This is a genomic window from Arthrospira sp. PCC 8006, assembly GCF_046480465.1.
In the GTDB taxonomy this organism is placed as follows: Bacteria; Cyanobacteriota; Cyanobacteriia; order Cyanobacteriales; family Microcoleaceae; genus Limnospira; species Limnospira platensis.
Genome location: NZ_PKGG01000658.1, coordinates 1 through 278 on the forward strand (window position 1 = coordinate 1; position 278 = coordinate 278).

Annotated in this window: 1 protein-coding gene; it reads left to right on the forward strand. The window is 37.1% G+C overall.

Going from position 1 to position 278, the window contains the following annotated elements; all coding sequences use genetic code 11:
* The coding region (locus B9T16_RS29765) for a protein phosphatase 2C domain-containing protein (protein ID WP_410246504.1) at window positions 1-230 on the forward strand (230 nt) is incomplete at its 5' end.
* Between the last annotated feature and the right edge of the window lie 48 nt (window positions 231-278).

The following is a 278-nucleotide window of genomic DNA, read 5'->3' on the forward strand; positions in this document are numbered from 1 at the left end:
TGGGTGCAAAAATAGCAGTGCAAACAACCCTTAACTATCTCAATCAACCGGATTGGTTAAATAATTCTATAAATGAGAGTCAAGCCCAAGCCTTTTTTGATGAATTATTGGAAACTGTAGTCAAAGAAATTCAAACTGTGGCTAAAAAAGAAGGCTACTCAGTTAGAGATATGGCTTGTACGCTATTGGCATTTATCGCCACACCTAATTGGCTTGTTGCTATGCAATGAGGTGATGGATTAATTGTAATCCGTCCCCAATCTTCTCAAAATTATCAA